Origin of the sequence: Lentzea sokolovensis, assembly GCF_033949975.1 — a bacterium.
Lineage (GTDB): Bacteria > Actinomycetota > Actinomycetes > Mycobacteriales > Pseudonocardiaceae > Lentzea > Lentzea sokolovensis.
The window spans coordinates 147,612-164,442 of the sequence record NZ_JAXAVU010000009.1 but is presented as its reverse complement, the minus strand read 5'-3'; the positions used below and the strand labels follow the sequence as shown (position 1 = coordinate 164,442).

At 68.4% G+C, this 16,831-nt stretch carries 20 protein-coding genes; 17 read left to right on the top strand and 3 right to left on the bottom strand.

Going from position 1 to position 16,831, the window contains the following annotated elements:
- Positions 1 to 79: 79 nt before the first annotated feature.
- Positions 80 to 247, bottom strand: coding sequence for a hypothetical protein (locus SK854_RS18130; protein ID WP_166048541.1), 168 nt, complete (start codon positions 245 to 247; stop codon positions 80 to 82).
- Positions 248 to 345: 98 nt separating this feature from the next.
- Between SK854_RS18130 and SK854_RS18125 the strand changes: the two genes are divergently transcribed.
- The 11 genes from SK854_RS18125 to SK854_RS18075 all read left to right on the top strand — a co-directional run bounded on the left by SK854_RS18125 (position 346) and on the right by SK854_RS18075 (position 10,455).
- Positions 346 to 1,206, top strand: coding sequence for a S49 family peptidase (locus SK854_RS18125; protein ID WP_319976283.1), 861 nt, complete (start codon positions 346 to 348; stop codon positions 1,204 to 1,206).
- A 63-nt stretch (positions 1,207 to 1,269) separates the two neighbouring features.
- The gene (locus SK854_RS18120; protein ID WP_319976282.1) at positions 1,270 to 2,136 is read left to right on the top strand and encodes a LytR/AlgR family response regulator transcription factor; all 867 of its coding nucleotides are present in this window, start codon (positions 1,270 to 1,272) and stop codon (positions 2,134 to 2,136) included.
- On the top strand, positions 2,133 to 2,561 hold the full coding sequence (locus SK854_RS18115) for a hypothetical protein (protein ID WP_093594899.1): 429 nt from the start codon (positions 2,133 to 2,135) through the stop codon (positions 2,559 to 2,561). Before SK854_RS18120 ends, SK854_RS18115 begins: the two co-directional genes overlap by 4 nt.
- A gap of 1 nt (position 2,562) precedes the next feature.
- On the top strand, positions 2,563 to 4,362 hold the full coding sequence (locus tag SK854_RS18110) for a sodium/solute symporter (protein WP_319976281.1): 1,800 nt from the start codon (positions 2,563 to 2,565) through the stop codon (positions 4,360 to 4,362).
- A 258-nt stretch (positions 4,363 to 4,620) separates the two neighbouring features.
- Complete coding sequence (locus SK854_RS18105) at positions 4,621 to 4,971, top strand: DUF485 domain-containing protein (RefSeq protein ID WP_319976280.1); 351 nt, start codon at positions 4,621 to 4,623, stop codon at positions 4,969 to 4,971.
- Positions 4,968 to 6,560, top strand: coding sequence for a solute symporter family protein (locus SK854_RS18100; protein ID WP_319976279.1), 1,593 nt, complete (start codon positions 4,968 to 4,970; stop codon positions 6,558 to 6,560). The genes SK854_RS18105 and SK854_RS18100 overlap by 4 nt, the downstream gene beginning before the upstream one ends.
- A gap of 120 nt (positions 6,561 to 6,680) precedes the next feature.
- Positions 6,681 to 7,172 carry a SigE family RNA polymerase sigma factor gene (locus SK854_RS18095; protein WP_319976278.1) on the top strand — a complete coding sequence of 164 codons (492 nt, stop codon included), beginning with the start codon at positions 6,681 to 6,683 and terminating at the stop codon, positions 7,170 to 7,172.
- The gene (locus SK854_RS18090; protein WP_319976277.1) at positions 7,172 to 8,068 is read left to right on the top strand and encodes a hypothetical protein; all 897 of its coding nucleotides are present in this window, start codon (positions 7,172 to 7,174) and stop codon (positions 8,066 to 8,068) included. The genes SK854_RS18095 and SK854_RS18090 overlap by 1 nt, the downstream gene beginning before the upstream one ends.
- A 61-nt stretch (positions 8,069 to 8,129) precedes the next feature.
- Complete coding sequence (locus SK854_RS18085) at positions 8,130 to 8,468, top strand: rhodanese-like domain-containing protein (RefSeq protein WP_319976276.1); 339 nt, start codon at positions 8,130 to 8,132, stop codon at positions 8,466 to 8,468.
- Between the two features lie 2 nt (positions 8,469 to 8,470).
- Positions 8,471 to 9,379, top strand: a complete 909-nt coding sequence (locus SK854_RS18080) for a DUF4328 domain-containing protein (RefSeq protein WP_319976275.1) — start codon at positions 8,471 to 8,473, stop codon at positions 9,377 to 9,379.
- Between the two features lie 68 nt (positions 9,380 to 9,447).
- Positions 9,448 to 10,455 (top strand): glycerophosphodiester phosphodiesterase, encoded by a 1,008-nt coding sequence (locus SK854_RS18075; protein ID WP_319976274.1) that lies wholly within the window; start codon positions 9,448 to 9,450, stop codon positions 10,453 to 10,455.
- Here SK854_RS18075 and SK854_RS18070 read toward each other — a convergent pair whose 3' ends face one another.
- Both SK854_RS18070 and SK854_RS18065 read right to left on the bottom strand, forming a co-directional pair.
- Complete coding sequence (locus SK854_RS18070; protein ID WP_319976273.1) at positions 10,456 to 10,980, bottom strand: hypothetical protein; 525 nt, start codon at positions 10,978 to 10,980, stop codon at positions 10,456 to 10,458. It abuts the gene before it with no gap.
- Between the two features lie 17 nt (positions 10,981 to 10,997).
- Complete coding sequence (locus SK854_RS18065; protein ID WP_319976272.1) at positions 10,998 to 12,182, bottom strand: cytochrome P450; 1,185 nt, start codon at positions 12,180 to 12,182, stop codon at positions 10,998 to 11,000.
- Between the two features lie 195 nt (positions 12,183 to 12,377).
- Here SK854_RS18065 and SK854_RS18060 point away from each other — a divergent pair, with 195 nt between their 5' ends.
- The 6 genes from SK854_RS18060 to SK854_RS18035 all read left to right on the top strand — a co-directional run bounded on the left by SK854_RS18060 (position 12,378) and on the right by SK854_RS18035 (position 16,677).
- The gene (locus tag SK854_RS18060; protein WP_319976271.1) at positions 12,378 to 13,118 is read left to right on the top strand and encodes a glycerophosphodiester phosphodiesterase; all 741 of its coding nucleotides are present in this window, start codon (positions 12,378 to 12,380) and stop codon (positions 13,116 to 13,118) included.
- Between the two features lie 27 nt (positions 13,119 to 13,145).
- Complete coding sequence (locus tag SK854_RS18055) at positions 13,146 to 14,081, top strand: DUF5926 family protein (protein ID WP_319976270.1); 936 nt, start codon at positions 13,146 to 13,148, stop codon at positions 14,079 to 14,081.
- Between the two features lie 45 nt (positions 14,082 to 14,126).
- On the top strand, positions 14,127 to 14,465 hold the full coding sequence (locus tag SK854_RS18050) for a DUF952 domain-containing protein (RefSeq protein ID WP_319976269.1): 339 nt from the start codon (positions 14,127 to 14,129) through the stop codon (positions 14,463 to 14,465).
- 88 nt (positions 14,466 to 14,553) lie between these two features.
- Positions 14,554 to 15,078 carry a SigE family RNA polymerase sigma factor gene (locus SK854_RS18045; RefSeq protein WP_319976933.1) on the top strand — a complete coding sequence of 175 codons (525 nt, stop codon included), beginning with the start codon at positions 14,554 to 14,556 and terminating at the stop codon, positions 15,076 to 15,078.
- Positions 15,079 to 15,081: 3 nt separating this feature from the next.
- Complete coding sequence (locus SK854_RS18040; RefSeq protein WP_319976268.1) at positions 15,082 to 15,891, top strand: hypothetical protein; 810 nt, start codon at positions 15,082 to 15,084, stop codon at positions 15,889 to 15,891.
- Between the two features lie 288 nt (positions 15,892 to 16,179).
- Positions 16,180 to 16,677, top strand: coding sequence for a hypothetical protein (locus SK854_RS18035; RefSeq protein ID WP_319976266.1), 498 nt, complete (start codon positions 16,180 to 16,182; stop codon positions 16,675 to 16,677).
- Positions 16,678 to 16,831: the final 154 nt, after the last annotated feature.

The window sequence follows — 16,831 nt, the reverse complement described above, 5'->3', positions numbered from 1 at the left end:
AGCACCCGAACGCGTCCGCGTCTGCATCAAGTGCACCGCCAAGGGGTTCAGCAGCTGCAAGTGCTGACAGGCCCGCAGGTCAGCGTGCTGCCACAGCCAAAGTCGTGATCAGCACGACGGCGCACACGCTCCAGCTCACCCACATCCAGTAGATGTGCATCGGCGTCGGCCCGGCCGCGTTCTGTCTGCCCCGGTCGTCCCACCACTCGACATACCGTTCGAGCCAGCGGATCGGGTTGAACGTCACACGCCGAACCTAGCACCTTGTGTTCCAGGTCACGCGGGAGCAACCGACAGCGCAGTTGGGCTCCCGCGTGTCCGCGAAACGCACGTACTGTCGAGTACATGAGCGTCACGGAGAAGATCGCGGCCCGTCTCCCGAGGGTCATGGACCGGGGTGAGCGGCCTCCGGTGGTCGCCGCGGTGCGGTTGCACGGGGTCATCACCCCGCAGTCCTCGCCCGTCGCCCGCAACACGATCAGCCTCCAGAACGTCGAGTCCGCCATCAACCGGGCGTTCGACAACGAGCGGCTCATCGCCGTGGCTCTGCTCATCAACTCTCCCGGCGGCGCGCCGACCCAGTCGGCGCTGATCGCCGAGCGCATCCGTGAGCTCGCGACCAAGAAGCACGTGCCGGTGCTCGCGTTCTGCGAAGACGTGGCGGCGTCCGGTGGCTACTGGCTGGCGTGCGCGGGTGACGAGATCTACGCGCACGGCACCTCTCTCGTGGGCTCCATCGGTGTCGTGAGCGCGGGATTCGGTCTCAACGGCCTGCTGGAGAAGGCCGGTGTCGAGCGCCGCGTCTACACGGCCGGGGAGAACAAGGTCCGGCTCGACCCGTTCCAGGCCGAGAAGCCCGAAGACGTCGAGTGGCTCAAGACGCTGCACTCCGATCTGCACGACCAGTTCAGGACGTGGGTCACCGAACGCCGCGGCGCCAAGCTCAGCACCGACGCCGACCTCTTCAGCGGTGAGGTGTGGACCGGTAGCAAGGCCGTGGAACTCGGGCTGGTCGACGGCATCGGCACGATCAGGAGCGTCATCGCGAAGCGCTTCCCCGACGCCGAACTGACGATCGCGGAGCCGCGCAGGCCGTTGCTGGCCAAGCTCGGACTGACCGGCGCGTCCACCCGATCGGGGGATCTCGTGGCGCAGGTGCTCGCGAGCGTCGAGGAACGTGCGCGCTGGTCCCGATTCGGGCTGTGAGCATCAGTTCGGTTTCACAGGGCGTGTCGAGACCTACCCCGGCGTAGACATGACCGCACATTGATGGGCAAGATGCCCGACACAGTGAGTACCCAAGACAACGCCGGTCTCCTCGTCCTCGCAGTCGATGACGAGGCTCCTGGCCTGAGCGAGATCAAGTTCCTGCTCGAGAGCAGCCCTCACATCAGGCGCGTCCTCACGGCGTTCGACGCCGCGGAGGCCCTGCGCATCCTGAGGGGGGACTACGAGCAGGAGGTCATGGCGAGGACCAAGGCCGGCCTGCCGCCGGTCGACGCGGTCTTCGCGGACATCAACATGCCTGGACTGTCCGGGATGGATCTCGCGCGGGTGCTCAGCGCGTTCCGGTACCCACCCGCGCTCGTTTTCGTGACGGGCGTTGAGGAACGGGACGCGCTCGTCACGGCGTTCGACGTCGGCGCGCTCGACTTCATCAACAAGCCGATCAACGAGGAGCGCGTCCTCAAGGCGATCTCCCGGGTCGCGGACCGGGTGGGTCGCACCGCGGCACCGACGTCCGCGTCCGGCCCCACGGCCCAGAACCCCGCCGAACCGACCGACGACGAGGTCATTCCCGTCGAGCTCGGCGGCACCATCAAGCTCGTGCCGCGCGCGTCCGTGCGGTACGTCGAGGCGCAGGGCGACTACGCCCGCCTGCACACCCAGGACGGCAGCCACCTCGTCCGCATCCCGCTCGCCCAGCTGGAAGAACGCTGGGCGAACGCGGGCTTCGTGCGCATCCACCGCTCGTACCTGGTGGCGTTGCCGCTGGTGAGCGAGCTGCGGATGACGGCGAACGGCTACGCGGTCGTCATCGGCACCGGTGAGGGTGCCAAGGAGCTCCCGGTCAGCCGCCGGCACACCAAGGAGCTCAAGGAGCGGATCGTGCGACCGCCGAAGAGCGGCTGGTGAGCAGGCACGACGCGGGAAAGCCGGAGCAGCCCGCCCGTGAGGCCTGGCTCGGCGAGCAGGGCAGCAGGCCGCGCCGCCGCAGGGTCGTGCTCGCGGACTCCACGAAGTCGCGCGGCAAGGCGTTGCGCACGATCATCGAACTGGAGGAGCAGACCAGCGTCGGCGAGAAGCTGGTCCGCGACCTCATCCGGCAGCAGCTGAAGTCCGCGTTCGGACTGGCCTTCGCGGTCCTGATCGGCATGTGCCTGCTGCCGGTCACGTTCTACCTGGTTCCGTCGATCGGGGACCTCAAGATCCTCGGCATCCCCATTCCCTGGCTGGTGCTCGGCCTCGCGCCCTTCCCGATCCTCTACGGCGTCGGATGGGTCTTCCGCAGGCAGGCCGAACGGCACGAGCGGGACTTCGTGAACATGGTCGACCGCTGACGTGAACGCCACCATCTACAGCCTCAGCGCCATCGTCGCCGTTGCGGCCGTCACGTTCCTCCTCGGCTACGTCGGGTCGCGCAAGGCGAACACCACCCCGGACTTCCTGGTGGCGCGCCGCGCGATCCCTGCCACCCGCAACGCCGCCGCGATCTCCGGCGAGTACCTGTCCGCGGCGTCGTTCCTCGGCGTCGCGGGACTCGTGCTCAAGGACGGCGTCGACGCCCTCTGGTACCCGGTCGGCTTCACCGCCGGCTACCTCGCGCTGCTGCTGTTCGTCGCCGCGCCCCTGCGCCGCTCCGGTGCCTACACGCTGCCGGACTTCGCCGAGGCGCGGCTGGGGTCGGCGAACGTGCGGCACTTCAGCACGTTCTTCGTGGTGTGCATCGGCGTGCTGTACCTGGTGCCGCAGCTGCAGTCCGCTGGCCTGACGTTGACCACGATCACCGGGCTGCCCGCGTGGTTCGGCGGTCTGATCGTCACGGCCATCGTGGTGATCAACGTGCTGGGCGGTGGCATGCGCGCGATCACGCTCGTGCAGGCGTTCCAGTACTGGGGCAAGCTCTTCGCGATCGCCGCGCCCACGTTCGTGCTCTTCGTGGTGTTCCTGGCCTCTCCCGACCGCGGCACGCAGCCGATCAGCGACGACGGCGTGGTCCGGTTCCCGACGGCCGAGTCGATCACCGTGGCCGAGCAGGTCGTGAAGGTCCGCGTCGACGAGCCGCTGACGTTGAAGGTGACCGGCCAGATCGACGGCAGGAACGCGGACGGGGCGGTCTTCTGGGGCCGCGGCGTCTACGAGCTGAGCCCCGGCACGAAGATGGAGTTCGCCGCGGGCAGCCCGGTGCCGGTGGTCGAGGGCTCGCCGACCACCAACTACGACTGGACGCGGCCGCAGACCGGCGGCATCTCCGAGCTGATCAGGACGTACTCGCTGATCTTCGCGACGTTCCTCGGCACGATGGGCCTGCCGCACGTCCTGGTCCGCTTCTACACCAACCCGGACGGCAAGGCGGCCCGCCGCACGGCGTTGCACGTGCTCTACCTGCTGGGCCTGTTCTACATCTTCCCGACGGTGCTGGGCGTGCTGTCGCGGCTCTACCTGCCGCAGCTGCTGGTGAACGGCAAGACGGACGCGGCGGTGCTGATGCTGCCGGAGACGATGCTGCCGAACCTGGGCGGTCAGATCGTCGGCGCGATCGTCGCGGCGGGCGCGTTCGCGGCGTTCCTGTCGACCTCGTCCGGGCTCGTGGTGTCGGTCGCCGGAGTCGTCTCGACGGACATCATGCCGGGCAAGGTTCGTGACTTCCGGTGGGCAACTGTGTTCACCGGACTCGTCGCAATCGGTCTTGCTCTGCTGTTGCCGCGCTCCGACGCGTCACTGACCGTGGCGATGTCGTTCGCGCTCGCGGCGTCGACGTTCTGCCCGCTTCTGGTCCTCGGCATCTGGTGGAGGGGACTCACCTGGGTGGGTGCCGTGTGCGGGCTCGTGGTCGGCGGCGGCTTGGTCCTCACCGCTCAGGTCGTGAGCGTCGTGAGTTCCTACACCGGCCGCTGGGCGCCGGCGTTCATCACCCAACCTGCGCTGATCACGGTGCCGGTCGCGTTCATCATCATGATCATGGTCAGCAAGGCGACCCGCAGACGGGTGCCGGCGGACGTCAGCCAGATCCTGCTGCGGCTGCACGCCCCCGACCCGCTGGGCTTCATCCGCGACCGCGACATCGCCCGCTTCGGGACCGCCGAGGAGAAGGCCCGGCAGGCCGAGGACAAGCGCAGGGGAGCTGGTCGAACACGGTGAGTAGCCACCGTTTCGAATGGGTGAAATTTGGTCACTCGAATCGGTGAACGGTGAACAAGGTCACGCACAGTGCTGTTCGTCTACGCATACTGACCGTTCGTCGCATCACCCGACTGCTGGGCGCAACGGCACGAACGGGGTCTTACCTGAGTGACTCAAGTCTCCATACGGTTCCTGACCAAGAACAGACCGCACCTGGAGGCATTACGTGCACGTCACGTTGCTGACACCTACGACGAGTACCGCGAGGAGGGGACTGTGAGCAGCGTTGAACACACCCCGTCTGAGTCGTCCCCCGAAGCGCAAAAGTGGGTCGACGTCCAAGCGAGCGATGACTTCACCGAGCTGAAGCACCGACTGCGCAAGTTCGTATTCCCCGTCACCGGCCTGTTCCTCGCCTGGTACCTGCTGTACGTGCTGCTGGCGGACTACGCGCACGGCTTCATGTCCACCAAGGTGTTCGGCAACATCAACGTCGGGCTCATCTTCGGTCTGCTGCAGTTCGTGTCGACGTTCGTCATCACGACGCTGTACGTGCGGCACGCGAACAAGAACCTCGACCCGTTGGCGGAGAAGCTCCGCGGTGAGATCGAGGGAGACGGCAAGTGAACGAGTCCAGCCCGATCCTCAACATCAGCATCTTCGGTGTCTTCGTCCTGATCACGCTGTTCGTGGTCATCCGGGCGAGCCGCAACACCAAGACCGCTGCCGACTACCTCGCCGCCGGCCGCGCCTTCACGGGTCCGCAGAACGGCATCGCGATCGCGGGTGACTACCTGTCCGCCGCGTCGTTCCTCGGCATCGCGGGCGCCATCGCCCTCAACGGCTACGACGGCTTCCTGTACTCGATCGGCTTCCTGGTGGCGTGGCTCATCGCGCTGCTGCTGGTCGCCGAGCTGCTGCGCAACACCGGCAAGTACACGATGGGCGACGTGCTGAGCTTCCGGATGCGCCAGCGTCCGGTCCGCGCCGCGGCCGCCACGTCGACGATGGCCGTCTCGTTCTTCTACCTGCTGGCCCAGATGGCCGGTGCCGGTGGTCTCGTCGCCCTGCTGCTCGGCATCACGGGCACCGGTGGCCAGGCCCTCGTCATCGCCGTGGTCGGCGCCCTGATGATCGCCTACGTCCTCATCGGCGGCATGAAGGGCACCACCTGGGTGCAGATCATCAAGGCGGTCCTGCTGATCGCCGGCGCCGGCATCATGACCGTCTGGGTGCTCGGCAAGTACGGCTTCAACCTCTCCTCCCTGCTCGGTGCCGCGGTCGACAACGCGCCGAAGGCGGGGGAGAAGCTCCTCGGCCCCGGTCTGCAGTACGGCAAGACCGGCACCAGCAAGCTGGACTTCCTCTCGCTGGCGCTGGCCCTGGTGCTCGGCACCGCGGGTCTGCCGCACATCCTGATGCGCTTCTACACCGTGCCGACGGCGAAGGAAGCCCGTCGCTCGGTCGTGTGGGCGATCTGGCTGATCGGCATCTTCTACCTGTTCACCCTGGTCCTGGGCTACGGCGCCGGTGCGCTCGTCGGTCCGGACACGATCAACGCGGCGCCCGGCAAGGCCAACTCGGCCGCTCCGCTGCTCGCGCTGGAACTGGGTGGCCCGATCCTGCTCGGCCTGATCGCGGCGGTCGCGTTCGCGACGATCCTCGCGGTCGTGGCGGGCTTGACGATCACGGCGTCGGCGTCGTTCGCCCACGACATCTACGCCAACATCATCAAGAAGGGCAAGGAAGAGGACAAGGACTCCGAGGTCAAGGTCGCCCGCCTCACCGCGGTCGTCATCGGCCTGGTCTCCATCGGTGGCGGCATCATCGCCAACGGCCAGAACATCGCGTTCCTCGTGGCGCTGGCCTTCGCGGTCGCCGCCTCGGCGAACCTGCCGACGATCCTCTACTCGCTGTTCTGGAAGAGGTTCAACACCTCGGGCGCGCTGTGGAGCATCTACGGCGGTCTGATCGTGACGATCACCCTGATCATCCTGTCGCCCGCCGTCTCCGGCACGCCGACCTCGATGTTCAAGAACGCCGACTTCGACCTGTTCCCGCTGTCGAACCCCGGCATCGTCTCGATCCCCGTCGCGTTCCTGCTCGGCTACGTCGGCACGATCCTGTCGAAGGACAAGGCCGACCCCGTCAAGCAGGCCGAGATGGAGGTCCGCTCCCTCACCGGTGCGGGCGCCGAGAAGGCCGTCGCGCACTAAGCACGCACCACCGGGAAACGGGCCGTCCTTCACGGGGGCGGCCCGTTTTTCGTGCGTGCAACCCTGGACCGGCTGACCGCGTATTGGATGCGAAACGCGGCAGAACCTTGGGGGACCGGAGTGCGACGAGATGAGGAGTTCTCGGAGTTCTTCACGAGCAGATTCGACTGGGCCCGGCGCACGGCGTACGCGCTGTGCGGCGACTGGTCGGAGGCGGAAGAGCTGGCGCAGAACGCTTTCGTGAAGGCGTATGCGAAATGGCCGAGCATCAGGCGCGAAACGGCGGAGGGGTACGTCCGCACCATCGTGACGCGTCTGTTCCTCGACAGCAGGCGTCGTGGCCGCGACCGCGAACGCCCTGTCGCCGACCTGCCCGAACTCGGCGTCGGCGGTGGTTTCACCGATCCGGACGCCCGGCTGAACGCGGCGCTGCAACAGGTGGCGCCGAAACAGCGGGCCGCGCTCGTGCTGCGTTTCGTGCACGACCTGTCCATCGAGCAGACGGCCGCTGAGCTGGGCTGTTCGGTGGGCAACGTCAAAAGTCAGACAGCCAGGGGTTTGGCGACGCTCCGCGAGGCGTACGGCGAACCGGTCAACTCGGAGTGTGCCTGATGAACATCGAAGACGAGCTGCGCGGAGCTCTCGACGTCTCCGCGCCGCCTCCCACGACGACCTTGGATCACGTGCTCAAGCGCGGCCGCCGCCGGGTGTTCGCCCAGCGCGCCGGTGCGACGCTGGGGATGTTCGCGGTGGTCGCCGGCATCGGGATCGGCGCCACGACGCTGAACCACGCCGCCCCGGATCTCACGCCCGCGGACCAGCCGAACACGGGCGCCGCCACCGTGGAGCACCCGCTGGGCTGGCCCAGAGTCGACACCCCGCCGCAGATTCCGTACCGGACGTGGTCGCCCGCGTCGAGCGCGCCCCCACCCGCGGGCCGTGCTGTGGTCGACATCCCTCTTTGCGACATGAAGGCGCCGCAGCAACTGCGGTCGGTGGAGCTCGGCGCGCGGGAGGTCGACCCCGAGACCGTTGCCGCATGGCTCGACGAGGCGAGGAAGGTGCTGCCGGAGGTCACCATCGGCGCCGCCACGCCCGACCCGACGCACACCAGCTACGAGGCCGACGTGTCCGACTCCCGTGGCACCGGCAGCCTGAGGATCACCCTTGCCAGGTTCACCGGTACCCCGCTGGAGAACGCGAACGACGCGCTGTGGGAGACCGGTGACTGCCAGCCCGCTCAGCGGCACGTCTTCGACAACTCGGTCTTGCAGCTGCACAGCGTGCGACCGTACGAGCCGTTCCAGACGCTGGTGCAGGTGTTGAGGGTGTACCACAAGCACAACACGCTGATACAGCTCGAGCTGCGCAACTTCGGCAGTCCCGACATGACTCCCGACCCGAAGCAGCCGGGCAGCCTGCAACGCACCGGTGCCGGCCGCGCCACGCTGCCGTTGACCGAGGAGCAGTTCGCGAGGCTCGGGCCCGCCGTCGCGGCGGTGGCCTAGAGGGTGGACCCGTGCCGGAGGTTCACGTGAGTGCAACCTCCGGCATGGGAACATCTACGGCGTGACTGTTCCAAGCGTGGAGATCGCCGAAGTTCCGGCGCAGCTGCCCGAGGGCGCCGTACTGCTGGACGTGCGCGAGCAGGACGAGTGGGACGCCGGCCACGCACCCGGCGCGCTGCACGTCCCGATGAGCGAGATCGGTGCCCGTCTCGAAGAGGTGCCGAACGACGTGCAGCTCTACGTCGTGTGTCGCGCCGGTGGTCGTTCGGCCCGCGTGACCCAGTACCTCAACGAGAACGGCTGGGAGGCCGTCAACGTCGAGGGCGGCATGCAGCACTGGGAGGCCGCCGGTCGTCCGCTCGAGGGCGGCGCCGACGGCATGGCGCCCGAGGTCATCTGATCGTGCAGCCGCTGCAGCCGATGCGCGTGGACTGGGTGGCGACTCCGCCACCCGGCGCTTATCCGCAACCGCAGAACCGGTCGCAGCGGCTGTCCTACGGCGGCCCGCCGAACTACCCGGTCCCGCCGCGCTGGGGTTTCCCGCTGCTGGCGTGGCGCTGGCCCACGGCCGTGCCCGGCACGGTCGAGCAGGCCGACTCGGTCGACAACGTCCGCCGGCTCGGCAAGACCGCGCAGAACTCGCTCTGGGTCGTCGCCGTCGTCGCCCTGTGGGCGGCGGGGTCCGAGATCTGGCGTTACGTGCTGCTCGTGATGAGCCAGTTCGGCGCTCTGGACGCGAACGTGGTGCTCACGTCGGACGCCATGATCGTGTCCTCGTGGACGGTCATGTTCGTCGGCTGGGCGCTGTCACTGGTGCTGGTGCTGGTGTGGATCCGCCGCGCGCGGAACGTGGCCGCGGACCTCGTGAGCTACGGGCCGTCCCGGCCGGGTGTGAACGCACTCCTGCTCCTGCTCGCGCCCTTCGTCAACCTGGTCGTCCCGGGTTCGGTGCTGGCCGAGCTGGAACACGCGGTGGCACGCCGTCCTGTCGGCGAACGCCCTCGGCCGTCGAAACTCCTGCTCTGGTGGTGGGGTTTCTGGGTCGCGGCGGGGCTGATGTTCTGGATCAACCTGCTGTGGCGGAACTTCGCGGACAGCACGCAGGCTCTGGCGAACGGCGTGCTGCTGCACGCGTTCCAGGACCTCTTGCTGGTCGGGGTCGCGGTGACGACGGCGCTGGTCGTCCGCCGGATCACCACGCTGCTGCTGCCGGTGGACGCCGCGTCAGTCCGGCTGATGCGGGTCGTCGAGGTCAAGGACGCGCCCGAACCGCCGCTGCGGTCGGTCCGCGCGTCCGGCTCTCCCCGCTGATCCCTGTTCAACCGACGTTCGCCCTGCTGGACCTGACGGCGTACTCGCGGGCGTGCCAGGTTGGGTGAATGCGGACACTCATCGGGGCTCTGGTGATCGCAATGGCCACCCCCGGCGCCGCCCAGGCGCACCACCGGGACTTCGATCTCCAGGCACACCGCGGCGGCATCGGCCTGACCGTGGAGAGCACGCTCAAGGCGTTCGGCAAGGCGCTCGAACTCGGCGTGACGACCCTGGAACTCGACCTCCAGATCACCGAAGACGGCCGTGAGGTCATCACCCACGACCGCAAGACGAACCCGGCGAAGTGCCTGGACACGAAGCCCGCGTTCCCCGGCGACCCCGAGTTCCCCTACGCCGGCAAGTACGTGAAGGACCTGACGTTCGCGCAGGTGCGGACGCTGGACTGCGGCAGCACGAGGTGGTCGCAGTACCCCGACCAGGAACTCTCGCCGGGCGCGCGCATGCCCACCCTGGACGAGTTGTTCGACCTCGCGCGCAAGCACCGCGCGTGGGGCATCCGCTTCAACATCGAGACCAAGGTCGAGGCCGCCGCCCCGCACGAGACCGCGCCGCGCGAGCAGTTCGTGCAGCGCGCCGTCCGGGAGATCCGCCGCTCGGGCTTCCTGCCGAACGTGACGGTCCAGTCCTTCGACTGGGGCACTTTGATGCGGCTGCGCGAGGTCGAGCCGCGCATCCCCTTGGTCGCGCTGACCCAGCCGGAGATGCTGCGGCCGGGCTCGCCGTGGACCGGCGGTCTCGAACTCGCCGACTTCGGCGGCAGCGTCGCGAAGATGGCGAAGAGCTTCGGCGCGGCGGCGCTCTCGCCGGTGCACGGCAACCCGCAGGGCGGCAAGGTCGGCGACCCGGACTACGTGCCGTTCACGACGAAGGTGCTGGTCCAGGACGCGCATCGGCAGGGTCTCAAGGTGATCCCGTGGACGACCAACGACCCGGCCACCATGCACAAGCTGATCGACGACGGTGTCGACGGCATCATCACCGACTACCCGGACCGGCTGCGGAACGTCATGCAGGAGCGGGGTTTCAAGCTGCCGCGCAAGTACCGCCGCTAGTCAGCCGTGCGGACGGCGCGGAAGCTGGGGCAGACCCAGCAACGACCTGACCTCCGTAGAGGTCAGCCCCATCCGCCGGACGATTCGCTCTGGGGCCCAACGCAGTTCGTGGTGCAGGGCCAGGACGACCGCGGTGATCTCCTGCTCTGCCGAGGAGATCTCCGCGGTCCGGTCCTCCTTCAGCCGGTCGGACTTCTCCGTCGCGACGCGGACCAGTTCCTCGAAGTCCTTTCCGTGCTGCCGCAGGTAGTTCTCGTGGTAGCGCAGCTTCGCGGCGTCGTCGGCGATTCGGAAGAACTCCGACCGCGCCATGTCCCAGGCCATCCAGCGCTGCCACCGTCCCAACCAGACCCGCGGCTGGCCGGGACCGTTCTTCTCCCACTGCTGCCACGCGAGCAGCCGCGCCTGGCTCACCTCCCAGTCGCGGTCCCTGGTCAGTTCCCGCAACGCCCGGTCCGCCGCCAGCGACTCGTCGCCCAGCGGCGTTCCGGTGAGGATCGCCTGTGCCGCATAGGCACGGCGCATCAACTCCTCCTCGTCGCTCACCCCGCGCCCAGCGGCAGCGAGTGCAGGCCGCGGATCACGAACTCCGCGCGGCGGTTGGGTTCCTCGGCCAGCACGGCGCCGGGAAGCTTGCGGTGCAACGAGGACAGCGCCGCCTCCACCTCGATGCGGGCCAGCGGCGCGCCCAGGCAGTAGTGGATGCCCATGCCGAAGCCGAGGTGCTGGTTCTTCTCGCGGCCGATGTCGAGGACGTCCGGGTTCTCGAAGACCAGCGGGTCGCGGGCGGCCGCGCCGAGCAGGGCGGCGATCTTCTCACCGGGTTCGATGACGTGGCCGGCGATCTCCACGCGTTCGGTGGCCGTGCGTTCGAAGAGCTGCAACGGCGAGTCGTAGCGGATGAGTTCCTCCACGGCCGTGGGCATCAGTTCGGGGCTGAGCCGCTCCCACTGCGAACGGTGCTGCATCAGGGCGTAGACGCCGTTGCCGATGACGTTGACCGTGGCCTCGTGGCCCGCCATCAGCAGGAGCACGGCGGTGGCGACGAGTTCGTCCTCGGTGAGCCTGGCACCGTCGGTGTCGGTGACGGCGACCAGGTCGGACACGAGGTCGGCGCCAGGCGTCTTGCGGCGCAACGCGATCAGCTCGCGCAGGTAGGCGACGAACTCGGTGGAGGCGCGTTCGGCCAGTGCCCGCTGGTCGGCGGGCAGGCCGTACTCGTACATCTTCACGATGGCGTTCGACCACGGCTGCAGCAGGTAGCGGTCCTGCTGCGGAACGCCGAGGAGCTCCGCGATCACCTCGACCGGCAGGGGCGCGGCGACGTGGGCGAGCAGGTCGGCCTGGCCCTGGTCCTTGATCTTCGCGGCCAGTTCGTCGACGAGCCGGTCGGCCAGGTCCGCGACCCACGGGCGCAGCCGCTCGACGTGACCGCGGCCGAACGCGGCGGCGACCAGGCGGCGCAGGCGGGTGTGCGTGGGCGGCTCGTTCTCCAGCAGCGAGTTGCGGTGCAGGAGGTTGAAGGACATGAACTGCTCGACCGGCTTCACGTCCGACCAGATGCGCCCGAACGAGCGGTGCCGCAGCACGGCGGAACAGGCGGCGTGCGAGACCGCGACGGCGACGTCCATCTGCTCGTGGTGATGCACCTCACCGGCCTGGCGCAGGGCGGCGAAGGCCGGGTACGGGTCGGCGATGAACGCGGGATCACGCTGGTCGAACGTCACAAGGCGGGACGGTAAGTCGCGATCGGCGTTTCGTCCACGCCCATTTGATTGATGACTCAAATTGTTGCGCAGGAACTAGTGCTGTGGCCGTCGGCCTTTGCCCCGCGTTCCGACGGGCAGACGGGTGCGAGGCGCCCTGCTGAGCGCCGGAAGGCGCGGTGAAGGTCGGCGGCCACAGCACTATCGTCTGGTCTTGTGCAGCAGCCAGCGATCGTCGCGCACCGTGGCGCGTCCACCGACCGTCCCGAGCACACCATCGGTGCCTACGAGCTCGCGCTCAAAGAGGGCGCTGACGGCCTTGAGTGCGACATCCGCCTGTCGAAGGACGGCGAACTCGTGTGTGTGCACGACCGCACGCTCACCCGCACCTCGAACGGCCGTGGCACGGTCAGCGCGCTCTCGCTCGAAGAGCTGCGGAAGTTCGACTACGGCAGCTGGCACCGCCACGGTCAGCCGGCAGGGCTGCTGGTGCTGGACGAGTTGCTGGAGCTGGTCAAGGGCAAGAACGTGCAGCTCTTCGTCGAGACCAAGCATCCGGTCCGGTACCGCAACGAGGTCGAACGCAAGCTCGCCGAGGCGTTGAAGAAGCACGGGCTCGGCGCCCAGATCGTCATGATGTCCTTCTCGCCGACCGCCGTGAGGGCGTTCCGCGAGCAGGCGCCGGACGTCCGCACGGTGCTGCTGCTCGACCGCCTCGGCCGGTACCGCAGTGGTGCGCTGCCCTCGTTCGCCGACTACACCGGGCCCGGCCTGCACCTGCTGCGCAACGACCCCGGTTACGTCGATCGGGCGAGGCGCGCCGGTCACGAGACCTACGTGTGGACGGTGGACAACGCCGAGGACGTCGCGCTGTGCCGTGACCTGGGGGTCCGCTACCTCGCGACCAATGCCCCGGCGAACACCCGCCGCCTGCTGACGGCTAATTTGGCGACCTAGACAAGCCTGAGCACGAGGAGGGCCAAGGTGGCCAAGCGGACCGCGGTCAAGGACGCACCGAAGGACGGCATCAACCCGAAGCAGCCCTGCCCGTGCGGGTCCGGCAAGCGCTACAAGGCCTGCCACGGCGCACCCGGCGGCGCGACGGACGTCATCGTGTCCCGGCCGTTCGAGGGCCTCGCCGCCGAGTGCGAGCTGATCGCGCTGCGCGAGTTCGTGCCGTCGGCGATCGTGAAGCTGCCGGTCAAGGACGGCCGCGAGGTCACCCTCGCCACCGTGCTGCCGATGGCCGCCGCCGGCCTGATCCGCGGCGACGACGTGCCGTTCGTGGGCCTGCAGGTGCAGACGCGCTCCGGCGACATCAGCCGTGACCTGGCGCGGGCGCTGCAGTGGGCGCAGCAGGCGAAGACCGGTGACGTGCTGCCGGTCGTCGGCCCGGACAACGGCGACGACCCCGCCCGCCTGCAGGACCTGCTCGACGCGGACGCCGACATCACGCCGGTGCTGCACACCGACTTCATCTGGTGGATGCCCGAAGGCACCGAGCCGACGGGCGAGGTCGCGTTGTCCCTGGAGCGGGCGAACGCGGCGATCCTGCCGACCGAGCGCCTCGACGCCCCCGGTGTGAAGGCCGCCTACTGGGTCGACGCGGGCGACAAGGCGCACCTGCGCTGGGTCCGCCCGGAGCCCGAGGAGAAGTTGCTGCCCGCGATGGCCCGCCTGGCCGCCCGCGGTGAGCTCGACCTCGGCGAGGGCTCGCGCTACGCCGGTTCGTTCCGCGCGCACGGCCTGCTCGTGCCGGTCTGGGACCTCGACCGCGAGATGCACGCCCGCGAGTGGGCCGACCCGGCCGAAGCGCTGGGCAAGCGCTTGCTGGAGGCCCTCGCGGTCGACGAGCCGTTGAGCGACGCCGAGCGCCGCGCCCGTGACGGCCTGCGTGGCCGCCAGATCACCCTGCGGTAGTCCACCAGGTTGTCCACATGGTTGTGCACAGGGAGCTGTGGATAAGTGCTGTTGCACATCATCACGACGGCCGGCTGGGCTGCTGCCCGGTCGGCCGGGTCGATCCCGCCCGCCGAGGGTGAGGAGTTCGTGCACTGCTCCGACCGGGGCGTCGTGCACGTGACGGCGGGCAAGTTCTTCCACGGGCAGAGCGGGCTGCTGCTGCTCGTCGTCGACCCGAGGCTGCTGGGCGTGCCCGTCCGGTGGGAGGCGGTGGCGGACTCGCCGCTGTGGTTCCCGCACGTCTACGGGCCGATCCCGGTCGCCGCGGTGACCGAGGTGCACGAGTTCCCGTGCGAACGGGACGGTTCGTTCGTTCTGCCGGAAGCCGTTGCCGTTCTGTGATTTAGTTGGGCAACCGTTTGGCGCGCCCAGGCGTGGATCCCTCGAAGCCAGTGTGCTGCTTCGGGGGAGGGGGTGTGCCGTGACGGCGGTGCTGCAGCTGGGGACAGCCGCCGAGCGCGGCGGGGGAAGAGCGGAAGCCGTGGGGGACTTCGCTGAGTTCGTGCGCATGTCCATGCCCGGACTTCTGCGCTACGGGCACGCGCTGACCGGAAACCCCCACGACTCGGCCGACCTGGTGCAGGCCGTGCTGGAGAAGGTCGGTTCGCGCTGGGCCGCCGTGCAGCGCAAGGGTGACGACCCGCTCGCGTACGTCCGCAGGGCGATGGCGAACACGCACATCAGCATCTGGCGCAGACGTCGCCGGGAAAGCCTCGTGGCCGACTTCCCCGACAGCGGAGCCGTGGCTCCCGAACTGAGCCGGCTCGAGAACGAACCGCTCTGGCAGGCGCTGCGCGACCTGCCGCCACGGCAGCGCGCGGTGGTCGTGCTGCGCTACTACGAGAACCTCTCCGAGGCCGAGATCGCGAAGGCGCTCGGAATCTCGTGCGGCACGGTGAAGAGCCAGAACAGCAAGGCCATGGCGAGCCTGCGAACGCGCTTGGGGAAGGAGTGACCGGTGGACGACCTGGATGATCAGCTGCGCAAGCTCTTCAGCGATGATCGGCTCGACGTGCACTCCCCACCTGTCGCCGCCGAGACCGTGGTGCGTGGTGCCGCTCGCCTTCGCCGCCGCCGTGCCGCCATCACCGGGGCGTTCGTCGTGGCGGCCCTGGTCGGTGCCGGGGCCGGGCTGGCCCAGCTGCGCAAGGACAGGTCGGAGGACACGGTCAGCGCGTACCTGACCACGGCCACCCCGACCACCTCGACGTCCACGCCCCAGACCTCGGTCAGCACGTACACCTCGACGGTGACGGTGACGACCAACCCGCCACCGAACTCCAACGGCGTCAATCCCGACACCCCCAGCACCCCCGGCAGGAGCGACCAGAAGTCGGATCCTCCTCCGCCGCCGCCCACACCGGAGGCGCAGCCCGGCCGGTACGGATCGCTCGCGCTGGGGATGTCCGAGGGCGACGCGCTCGCGACCGGCTCGCTGGTCGAACCGAGCAGCCCGGCCGATCCCGAGAACAGGTGCAGGGCGTACGCGACGAAGTCGGTGCCCGACAGCAACGCCGTGATCATCTCGCCGGCACGGGGAATCGTGCGGATCACGCTGGCGAGCTTCGCCAAAACACCCAAGAACGTCGGCGTCGGTTCGAAGGTCACCGACGTCAAGGCCGCTTATGCGAATGCCACGCAAAGCGGTTCGAACGTGGTCGTGTCAATGAACGCGACACCGGCGTGGTCGTACATCTTCGAGACTGACGGCACCACCGTGACAACCGTGTTCATGCGCCTGACTGCGAACGACTGCACGGGCGTCTAATAGTTTGATCTTGCCGAAGTCCCGCTGCTCCTGGGGGTGTGGCGGGACTTCGGTGTGCGCTTTTCCGGACGTCTTCGCTGTGATCTCTTCGTGACTCAGAACTGTGCAACCTCGCTTCCTGGATGACGTCTTATTGGTTGTCCGAAAGGGCATGGGGGATTCATCGTCATGGGGGAAATCGAAATGAACAACTGTCTCAAGCTTGCTCTCGTTGCCGCAGTCGCTGTTTCCGGAATTGCCGCGTGCACGTCCGCTCCCGCGCCCGCGCCGAAGCAGAATTCCGCGCCCGTGACCGCGCAACCCTCCGCTACGCCGCCCGCGGTGGTCACGGAGGTCGTGACCGCGACGGTGACCAACCCGCCGGCGCCGGAAGCCCTGGTGAAGGTGGACCACCGCCTCGGCTACGGCGCCCTCAAGCTGGGTATGACGCTCGAAGAGGCGAGGGCGGCCGGTCTGACCGACCTGACCTGGAACAGCCCCGGCGACGGCGCCTGTGTGGCCGACGACGAGGTCGCGATCTCCAAGAAGCACGGCGTCGTCCGGATCACGCTTCCTGTCGACGCCAGGACGTCCACGGGAATCGGTGTCGGCTCGACCTACGCGAAGGTCAAGGACGCCTACCAGGCCGCCTCGGAGTACAACTCGGGCTGGTCGGCGCCTGTCGGCGACAAAGCCTTCTACCTGTTCATCGGCAGCTCGGAGCTCAAGCACTTCGCCGACACCGACAAGGTCACCCTCATCAAGATGGGCTCGGTCGACGCCGACTGCGTGACGCACCTTCTCTGAACCTCACAAATCATCGTGCCCGCCTCGCTGGGGGTGAGGCGGGCACGACCCTTCTTCGTGCACATCGATTTCCTGAGGGAAATCAAGATGAAGCTTTCCATTGTTCTTGTCGCCATTGCTGCCGCTCGCGGCTTGTCCGCGTGTACGTCGTCCA

Bases quoted from the DNA above. Each gene is read 5' to 3' on its own strand.
- SK854_RS18125 (WP_319976283.1), top strand. From the start codon at position 346: ATGAGCGTCACGGAGAAGATCGCGGCCCGTCTCCCGAGGGTCATGGAC.
- SK854_RS18120 (WP_319976282.1), top strand. From the start codon at position 1,270: ATGGGCAAGATGCCCGACACAGTGAGTACCCAAGACAACGCCGGTCTC.
- SK854_RS18090 (WP_319976277.1), top strand. From the start codon at position 7,172: ATGAACATCGAAGACGAGCTGCGCGGAGCTCTCGACGTCTCCGCGCCG.
- SK854_RS18075 (WP_319976274.1), top strand. From the start codon at position 9,448: ATGCGGACACTCATCGGGGCTCTGGTGATCGCAATGGCCACCCCCGGC.
- SK854_RS18070 (WP_319976273.1), bottom strand. From the start codon at position 10,980: ATGCGCCGTGCCTATGCGGCACAGGCGATCCTCACCGGAACGCCGCTG.